Annotated in this window: 6 protein-coding genes and 1 rRNA gene; 1 reads left to right on the top strand and 6 read right to left on the bottom strand. The window is 37.3% G+C overall.

Annotated elements, in window-relative coordinates:
• Nucleotides 1–63: 63 nt before the first annotated feature.
• The 6 genes from HOG71_04630 to HOG71_04605 all read right to left on the bottom strand — a co-directional run bounded on the left by HOG71_04630 (nt 64) and on the right by HOG71_04605 (nt 7,529).
• Nucleotides 64–321, bottom strand: coding sequence for a hypothetical protein (locus HOG71_04630; protein MBT5990116.1), 258 nt, complete (start codon nt 319–321; stop codon nt 64–66).
• A 14-nt stretch (nt 322–335) separates the two neighbouring features.
• The gene (locus tag HOG71_04625; GenBank protein ID MBT5990115.1) at nt 336–2,117 is read right to left on the bottom strand and encodes a T9SS type A sorting domain-containing protein; all 1,782 of its coding nucleotides are present in this window, start codon (nt 2,115–2,117) and stop codon (nt 336–338) included.
• Nucleotides 2,118–2,302: 185 nt separating this feature from the next.
• On the bottom strand, nt 2,303–3,757 hold the full coding sequence (locus HOG71_04620) for a glyceraldehyde-3-phosphate dehydrogenase (GenBank protein ID MBT5990114.1): 1,455 nt from the start codon (nt 3,755–3,757) through the stop codon (nt 2,303–2,305).
• A 133-nt stretch (nt 3,758–3,890) separates the two neighbouring features.
• Nucleotides 3,891–5,348: an aminomethyl-transferring glycine dehydrogenase subunit GcvPB gene (gene gcvPB, locus HOG71_04615; GenBank protein ID MBT5990113.1), complete on the bottom strand. Its 1,458-nt coding sequence runs from the start codon at nt 5,346–5,348 to the stop codon at nt 3,891–3,893.
• Nucleotides 5,349–5,403: 55 nt separating this feature from the next.
• Entirely contained in the window at nt 5,404–6,117 is a 714-nt protein-coding gene (locus HOG71_04610; protein ID MBT5990112.1) for a pyridoxine 5'-phosphate synthase, read from the bottom strand.
• 8 nt (nt 6,118–6,125) lie between these two features.
• The gene (locus tag HOG71_04605) at nt 6,126–7,529 is read right to left on the bottom strand and encodes an adenosylhomocysteinase (GenBank protein MBT5990111.1); all 1,404 of its coding nucleotides are present in this window, start codon (nt 7,527–7,529) and stop codon (nt 6,126–6,128) included.
• A 585-nt stretch (nt 7,530–8,114) separates the two neighbouring features.
• On the opposite strand from HOG71_04605, the gene HOG71_04600 reads away from it, so the two are divergent.
• Nucleotides 8,115–9,081 (top strand): 16S ribosomal RNA (locus HOG71_04600); the annotation flags it as partial.

Genomic DNA, 9,081 nt, shown 5'->3' with positions numbered 1-9,081 from the left:
TTTATTATACCTTTACTTAACATATATTTTTTTACACCAATGATATTAATCTTTATTTTGGTATCATTGGTGTTTTATCAACATTCGACTTTGAACAACTTCATTATATACAATAAGAGAAGTAGCAGGACTTGACACTGGTGAAGCTGAAGAAGTATTTGTTAAGGCAATCCTCGGAAATAACAACCCTTTAGTTGTTGAATAAACATCCAAAACAGCCGAAGCATCACCTGAATGTGATACATCAGAAATCACAGTAGTTTGTGCGATAGCAAAAGAAATTGTAGCCAACAGACATAAAATTAAAACTAACTTTTTCATATTTCAATAATTTATTATTGTATGTATATTTTTTGAGTAAAAGTTTCTTGATCGGTTAATATAGAAACCAAATAATAGGCAGAAGCTAAATTAGTTTCTACTATTTCTGAGCCAATCCTTTCCAGATTACTTCTAAATAATTCCTTCCCTAAAATGTCATGAATAACAATTTTACCCTGCTGTAATTTAGGATTATCTAACAGAATTTTGTTTCCAACTGTAAAGACACGAAAGTTAGAAATACTCTCTTTCTGGATTGAGTTGAACACTGGATTGATATGAATAGCGAATCGCTCATTGAATTCTCCTTTTCTAGAATAAAATGAATAGTTGGGATTTGTTATTAAATTGATAAAAAGTTTCTCCTCTCTGTCTTCAATAAAAATTTCTGTTGAGGGATCAATGTTTTCAATTTCCTTAATATTAAATGAATAATTTCCTTCCTGACCTCCAAAATATCCAATATTAAGCTTTTTCGCTTCTTCTGTTATTGAGGAGAAAGATTGAATAACAAAGCCTTCTTCATATCCGGGCATCAAGGAATAAACGGCAATAAGAGGATTTCCTCTCAGCTTTTGTACGTCATATCCCGGATCAAGCTCATCAGTTGTAAATGGATAAAATCCGAAAAGTAATTCATTGTATAAATTGTCAGGGCCAATTAATGACAACCTCAATAGTTGCTCATCTGGATCCGGAGTGAAAAATTGAGTTCCAGTATAGCCAATTCTCTGATCTGCAGCAAGACTAACTGAACTAACGCCAGACTTTACTTTTATAAAAAAGCCTTGAGCTACAGCCATGCTTGCATCAGGAGTAATTGCTGATCCTCCAACAGCACCACTACCTGAAGCCCTAGTTGCATAATCACCTCTGTCCAAATCACCACTAGGGTTATCCCAATAATAAACAGCCTGATTTGCTGTTTCAAGATTTGCGGAATTATCTGAAAGAAATTCTGGAACATTCAAACCACATGCATACGGGTTTCCAATCAGATTCCATCCATCAGAGGCTGCAGTGCCGGATGAAGTGTATGATACGGTAATGGTGCTCGAAATATCTGCAGGAACTAGTAAATTACCTGTAAAGCTAATGGTCCTGTTGGCATAGTTGCTAACAATATTATATCCTTTGCCATTGCTTAATGTGCCTGCTGAAATGCGAGTCCAGCCGTCATCAACATTTCCACTTGAGTTCGCTTCATTATACCAATACACATTGTAATCACCACTAGTCCAAATACTACCAAATGCTGCTCCATCAATAGGCGATGATACAACATGATAAGGTTTGTTTGAACTGTTTCCGGTAATGTATCTTTTAACTGTTCCTGCAATATTTTGGGTGTTATGAATAAAATTACCCGTGCCACTGGCTGAAGATTGTATGACAAGTCCGCTATTGCCAGCACTGTTGGTCATAGTTCCATCCACGTTTACAGTTTTTGTTTCCGGGATTTGAACTTCAGCGGATGCTGCTATGGTCATATTGTAAAAAGTAGTGGGGTCACTTCCAGTAATTTCTTGAGCGGAACTACCATTAAAAGTGACAGTCCCACTTGTAAAAGTAATTGTGCCCGAATTATTAGTCCAGTCTCCACTGACAAACATATTTCCTGAAACTGACGTTGAAGATGAGGCTCCAGCTGTATAGCCTTGCGTATAAACATATGATGTGGCTGGAATAACAACATAGCCACTACTGTTATTAATACCTTGACATACAGCATTGTTTTCGAAAAAAAGAAGCAGGAAAAGTAGGCTCATTCCTGTAAATACCTTTCTAAGAATCATACCCTATTATTGATTAGGTTCGTGAAATAATTCCCGAAATTAACGTAATTCGAAAAATACTTTCACCACAATTTATCAAGAATTGGAGGATAAGTTTATGGAAAGGAAAGAACGATAGAAATCAAAGGTGTTTCATAGAAATACTACTAAAATACAATCCTTTGAGATAGCTGCTTGCTGCGATTTTAATAATAATTCAACCTTTCAACACCTGCAATATATTTTGCAAAGCGAATAACCTGTTCAGTATAACCCCACTCATTATCATACCATACATATAGTATAATATTTTTTCTGTTTTCGGAAACAATGGTAGCTGCACCATCTATAATACAGGCATGTGTATTCCGAATAATATCACTCGATACCAATTCCTGGTTTTCAGAAAACTCAACTTGCTCAATCAAACGACCAAATAATGAATGGTGCTTAATTACTTCATTCACTTCTTCTTTATTGGCTCTCTTCTTTAAAATAAGATTCAGGATAGCAAGTGATCCATTTGGTGTTGGAATCCGTACCGCATTTCCGGTTAATTTTCCAGCTAGTTTGGGTAATGCTTTGGCTACTGCTTTGCCTGCACCTGTTTCTGTGATGACCAAATTAAGGGGAGCTGCACGCCCTCTTCGGTATTTATTGTGGTAGTTGTCTAATAAGTTCTGATCGTTCGTATAGGAGTGTACGGTTTCAATATGTCCATATTCAATTCCAAAAAAATCATCGATTATTTTTAAGGGTGGAACAATGGCATTGGTCGTACACGATGCTGCTGATAGGATTTCTTCCTGATCTATTTCAAATTCATCGTGATTTATTCCGTATACAATATTCGGAATGCCTTCTTTTCCAGGTGCAGTTAGAAGTACCTTGGCAATTCCTTTTGCTTTGAGGTGTTCTCCTAATCCTTCACGATCTCTGGAAGATCCCGTATTATCAATTAAAATAGCATCGTTTATTCCATATGCAGTATAATCAATTTCGGAAGCTTTACCTGCACTGATTAATTGAACCTTCTGCCCGTTGATTATTAAACATTGGTTTTCAATATCTTCTTCAACTGTTCCACGGAATGGTCCAAAAGTAGAATCTGTTTTTAGTAGTTCTGCTCTTTTACTTATCTGGGCTTTGTCCAATTCTCCCCTGATAACTATTCCTTTCAGGAGCAGTTGTTGACCCTTTCCTGTTTTTTCAATTAATATTCTGGCAGCAATTCGTCCAATTCGTCCAAAACCATAAAGAACAACATCACATCCCTGTCTGTCATGATCATTTTTGCCAATCAAATCAGCCAGTTGATTCGTTACAAAACTATTAATGTCTTTTTCACCTTTGACTTTCGCATCAAGCCACTCGCTACCCAAACGGCCTAAGTCTATTTTTGTGTGGGCAATATCAAGTTTTGCAATAGCTTCTGCCAATTGCAATGTGTCATGAACAGTTAATTCTTTTTTGATAATTTTTCTGGCGAGGGCATGGTTGCCAAGAATAAGTTCAATTCCTTTATCGTAAAGTTTCTTTCTGAATAATACCAATTCAATTGATTTATTATACCAAAGGTCAACCACTATGCCCGAAAGTTTGCTGGCAGCTTTCTCTTTTTCAATCCAATGATTAAGTTGATTATCGAAGTCTTTTTTCATCCTGAATATGTTCAGTTTTTTCTGTAATGGTTAGGAAAATTATATTTTACAAAGGTATAAATAACTTGTCTGGCGTAAAACAAAAAAGCCTGTTATTAATGAAACAACAGGCTTTATGTGAATTTTAGTAGCGCTAAAAATCTACTCGACAACAAACATTTATGTTCTTGGCAGCATATGCGTCATCCAATCTGCCTGTATCTAAATTATGGGGGGCAGTTTTAACCAATTCTGGATTTGAAGCTGCTTCTTCTGCAATCTTAATCATGGCATCACAAAATGCATCCAAGTTTTCTTTGCTTTCTGTTTCAGTAGGTTCAACCATTAAACACTCATGTACAATCAGAGGGAAATAAACAGTTGGTGGATGAAAATTATAGTCCATTAATCGTTTGGCGACATCCAAAGTACTTACTTCATACTTCTTCTTTAACGTATGTGACGACAATATGGCTTCATGCATAATTTTTTCTGATGCATAGGGAGCATCAAAGTGATTTTTAAGGCGATGCAATACATAATTTGCATTGATAATTGAATTCTCGGCAACTGCTTTTAATCCTTTTGCTCCAAGCATTCTGATGTACGTATAAGCACGAACCATCATGGCAAAATTTCCCCAGAAAGCATGTAAACGCCCAATAGTTTGCTGGCAATCACATTTAAGCACAAATAATCCATCATGATTCTCAACAACAGGCTTTGGCAAATACTCTTTCAATTTGTCATTTACGCCAACTGGACCCGAACCTGGACCACCTCCACCATGTGGAGTCGAAAATGTTTTATGTAAGTTAAAATGCATGACATCAAAACCCATATCACCAGGACGAGCTAAACCTAAAATAGCATTTAGATTGGCACCGTCCATATACATTAAACCACCAACAGAATGAACCAATTCGCAGATCTCTTCAATATTCTGCTCAAATATTCCAACCGTATTCGGATTGGTAAGCATCATGCCTGCGATATCATCATCCAATTTTGTTTTGAGATCTTCAATATCAACTTGGCCGTTTTCTAATGAATTCACAGAAACAACTTTGAAACCACACATGGCTGCACTAGCAGGATTAGTTCCATGGGCTGAATTTGGAACCAGAATTTTTGTTCTTTTATCCAATTCTTCATGATACTCATGATAACGTCTGATAGCCAAAATGCCAGCAAATTCACCATGTGCACCAGCAGCAGGTTGAAGCGAAATACCACTCATTCCAGAGATCTCACCCAAATCATTTTGGAGATTATACATCATTTCCAATGCACCCTGAACACTCTTGTCATCTTGTAAAGGGTGAATGTTGGAGAAACCATCCAATCGAGCAGTTACCTCATTGATTTTTGGATTGTATTTCATTGTACATGATCCTAAGGGATACATGTTCTTGTCAATGTGATAGTTTTTGGTAGATAGGTTTACGAAGTGCCTTTGGAGTTCGTTCTCACTTACTTCTGGCAAATTAACTTTTTCTTCACGAGAAAAAAGATTCGATAAAGTATTTGTGTAATCTGGAACATCAAGTTTCGGCAAATTGAAAGCTTTTCGTCCTTTTATACTTTTATCAAATATTAGCTTATTATCCATATGCGTATTTTTTTAATATCTAATTCGTGCTGTGAATTTAAATTAATATTTCAATTTATTTCAACTCTCTTAAATAAAGTTGAATTGTATTTTCCAAACCTAAATACAAAGCGTCAGAAATGAGCGCATGACCAATGGAAACCTCTAGCAGGTTTGGGATGTTTTTCGAAAAATATGAGAGGTTCGTCAGATTTAAATCATGTCCGGCATTAATACCTAATCCAAGTTTATTTGCATAAGTAGCTGCTTCAGAAAAGGGTTTAATAGCTATTTCTTTTTGGAAGGAATATGCTTTCGCGTACTCTTCAGTATACAGTTCAACTCTATCAGTAGCGGTTTTAAAAGCTCCTTCAATCATTAGTGAATCGGGATTGACAAAAATTGAAGTTCGAATTCCATGTTTGTGCAATAAGTCTATTGTCGTTGAAAGGAATTCAGCATATTTAATTGTATCCCATCCATTGTTAGATGTTAATGCTTCAGGAGCATCAGGAACTAATGTCACCTGATCTGGTTTTACTTTTAACACAAGATCCATGAAGGAGGGAGTTGGATTCCCTTCAACATTCAGTTCTGTTTGAACAATTTTCTTCAAATCAAAAACGTCCTGATACCTGATATGTCGTTCGTCAGGTCTGGGATGCACAGTTATTCCCTGTGCACCAAATCGTTCACAGTCCTTTGCTAGCTGAACTAAATCAGGCAAATTCCCTCCACGAGCATTGCGAATTAATGCTACCTTATTAATGTTAACACTTAGGTGTGTCATTACTGCGCCTAATACTTATAATGTTCTGGCTTATAAGGACCGTTAACAGGAATACCGATATACTCGGATTGTTCCTTTGTTAAAGTCGTTAATTTTACACCCAGTTTATCAAGATGTAAACGAGCAACCTCTTCGTCCAAGTGTTTGGATAAAGTATACACGCCAACTTCATAATCATTTTCCCAAAGATCTAATTGTGCAAGTGTTTGATTAGAAAATGAATTACTCATCACAAATGATGGGTGTCCTGTGCCACAGCCAAGATTAACTAATCTTCCCTCGGCTAGTAAAATGATGGAATGTCCATCAGGAAATTTGAATTCATCAACTTGCGGTTTAATGTTTATTCTTTCAATACCAGGCCATTCTTCTAATTTCTCAACTTGGATCTCATTATCAAAATGTCCAATGTTGCAAACAACTGCTAGGTCTTTCATTTTCGACATATCCTCCGCAGTAATTACATCCTTATTTCCTGTTGTGGTCACAAAAATGTCTATTTCATGCATAACATCTTCCAAACGCTTCACCTCAAACCCTTCCATACTAGCCTGTAAGGCGCATATTGGATCGATTTCAGTCACAATAACACGTGCTCCATTTGCTCTTAACGATTGTGCTGATCCTTTTCCAACATCTCCATAACCCAATACTAAAGCTACCTTGCCTGATATCATCAAATCAGTTGCGCGTTTAATCGCATCAACCAATGATTCTCTACAACCGTATTTGTTATCAAATTTTGATTTTGTAACAGAATCATTCACATTGATAGCAGGAACAAGTAAGTCGCCACTTTCAGCCATTTGATAAAGTCTGTGCACTCCTGTGGTTGTTTCTTCAGAAACACCCTTCCAGTCCTTTACAGTCTCATGCCAGCGGTTTGGTGATTCTGCTAAAATTCCTTTTAAAGTATTCAGGATAATTCCCTCTTCTTTGTTTTCTGGTGTTTTATTTAAAACACTAGCATCTTTTTCAGCTTTAAATCCTAAATGAATAAGAAGTGTAGCATCTCCACCATCATCAACAATTAATTCGGGTCCTTTTCCATTTGGGAATTCCAGTGCTTTGGCAGTTGCCCACCAATATTCTTCCAATGTTTCTCCTTTCCAGGCAAATACAGGAACCTTTGTGTCTCTGACTACTGCTGCTGCTGCATGATCTTGCGTAGAAAATATATTACAGCTTGCCCAACGAACATTGGCACCAAGATCAACCAGTGTTTCTATAAGTACAGCTGTTTGAATAGTCATATGTAATGAACCGGTAATCCGGACATCCTGAAGTGGTTTTCCTTTTGCATATTTTTCGCGAATTGCCATTAATCCGGGCATTTCTTTTTCAGCGAGTTCTATTTCTTTCCTTCCAAAGTCTGCTAAACTGATGTCAGCAATTTTATATTCGAAATCCATTTAAATATTTTTTATTGTTTTGAACACTATTTTCAGACTGCAAAAGTAAACACTTTACTCGATACCAAAAAGAATAATTAATTGAGCATTCTATACCTTTATATTATATATACAATTTCAAGAGAATATTCGAGTACATATTGGGATTATAGGAATAAAGAGAAGGCTTGTAAAGGAAATCAGTTTTGAAATTGTGATGATGTGGTTTTCCTGTGGTTTTTTGTGAGATTGAGAGTTGAAATCAGAGGAATTCTAAGAAATGGCCAGTTTTTCTTAAACCGCAAGGTTCTGACAAACAATGCTTTGCGATTGAATTTAAACAAATAATAAAATAAGTGAAAAAAAGTTTGTCACTATGGAAAAGAGTCTTACATTTGCATCCCCAATTAAACATGAGGGTTCAGCCAAAAGAGGTTGAAAGAAAAAATATTTTTATTTTTCTTGCAGGTTGAAAAAGTTGTTTTAACTTTGCACTCCCATTCGGGATTTGAAATTACATCCAACCAAATGAGGTTGCGAAAAATATGTTCTTTAAAGGATTGTGGAATTATATACAAGTTCTCTGAGCAACAAACTTCTTAAGATTTTTTACTACGAAGAGTTTGATCCTGGCTCAGGATGAACGCTAGCGGCAGGCCTAATACATGCAAGTCGAACGTCATTTTTGACTTCGGTTAAAAATGAGTGGCGAACGGGTGAGTAACACGTATGCAACCTACCCCTTACCGGGGAATAGCTTCGAGAAATCGAAATTAATACCCCATAATATTTAACTTGGGCATCCTTGTTAAATTAAAGTTCCGGCAGTAAGGGATGGGCATGCGGCCCATTAGCTTGTTGGTGAAGGTAACGGCTCACCAAGGCAACGATGGGTAGCTGGTCTGAGAGGATGATCAGCCACACTGGCACTGAGACACGGGCCAGACTCCTACGGGAGGCAGCAGTAGGGAATATTGGTCAATGGACGAAAGTCTGAACCAGCCATGCCGCGTGCAGGATGACGGATCTATGATTTGTAAACTGCTTTTATTCGGGAAGAACAGCAAGTATTCTTATTTGTCTGACGGTACCGATTGAATAAGCACCGGCTAACTCCGTGCCAGCAGCCGCGGTAATACGGAGGGTGCAAGCGTTATCCGGATTTACTGGGTTTAAAGGGTGCGTAGGTGGTTTAATAAGTTAGTGGTGAAATCCTACAGCTCAACTGTAGAACTGCCATTAAAACTGTTAAACTTGAGTATAGTTGAGGCGGGTGGAATGTAACATGTAGCGGTGAAATGCTTAGATATGTTACAGAACACCAATTGTGAAGACAGCTCGCTAGACTATTACTGACACTGAGGCACGAAAGCGTGGGTAGCGAACAGGATTAGATACCCTGGTAGTCCACGCCCTAAACGATGAATACTAGATGTTGGATTTTTTCAGTATCGTAGCTAACGTATTAAGTATTCCGCCTGGGGAGTACGGTCGCAAGATTAAAACTCAAAGGAATAGACGGGGACCCGCACAAGTGGTGGAGCATGTGGTTTAATTCGAAGATACGCGAAGA

It is taken from the genome of Bacteroidota bacterium, from assembly GCA_018698135.1.
GTDB lineage: Bacteria > Bacteroidota > Bacteroidia > CAILMK01 > JAAYUY01 > JABINZ01.
Note: the sequence above shows the minus strand (reverse complement) of the source record. Positions and strands in the feature narration are given on the sequence as shown.

Bases quoted from the DNA above. Each gene is read 5' to 3' on its own strand.
- HOG71_04630 (MBT5990116.1), bottom strand. From the start codon at position 321: ATGAAAAAGTTAGTTTTAATTTTATGTCTGTTGGCTACAATTTCTTTT.
- HOG71_04625 (MBT5990115.1), bottom strand. From the start codon at position 2,117: ATGATTCTTAGAAAGGTATTTACAGGAATGAGCCTACTTTTCCTGCTT.
- HOG71_04620 (MBT5990114.1), bottom strand. From the start codon at position 3,757: ATGAAAAAAGACTTCGATAATCAACTTAATCATTGGATTGAAAAAGAG.
- gcvPB (MBT5990113.1), bottom strand. From the start codon at position 5,348: ATGGATAATAAGCTAATATTTGATAAAAGTATAAAAGGACGAAAAGCT.
- HOG71_04610 (MBT5990112.1), bottom strand. From the start codon at position 6,117: ATGACACACCTAAGTGTTAACATTAATAAGGTAGCATTAATTCGCAAT.
- HOG71_04605 (MBT5990111.1), bottom strand. From the start codon at position 7,529: ATGGATTTCGAATATAAAATTGCTGACATCAGTTTAGCAGACTTTGGA.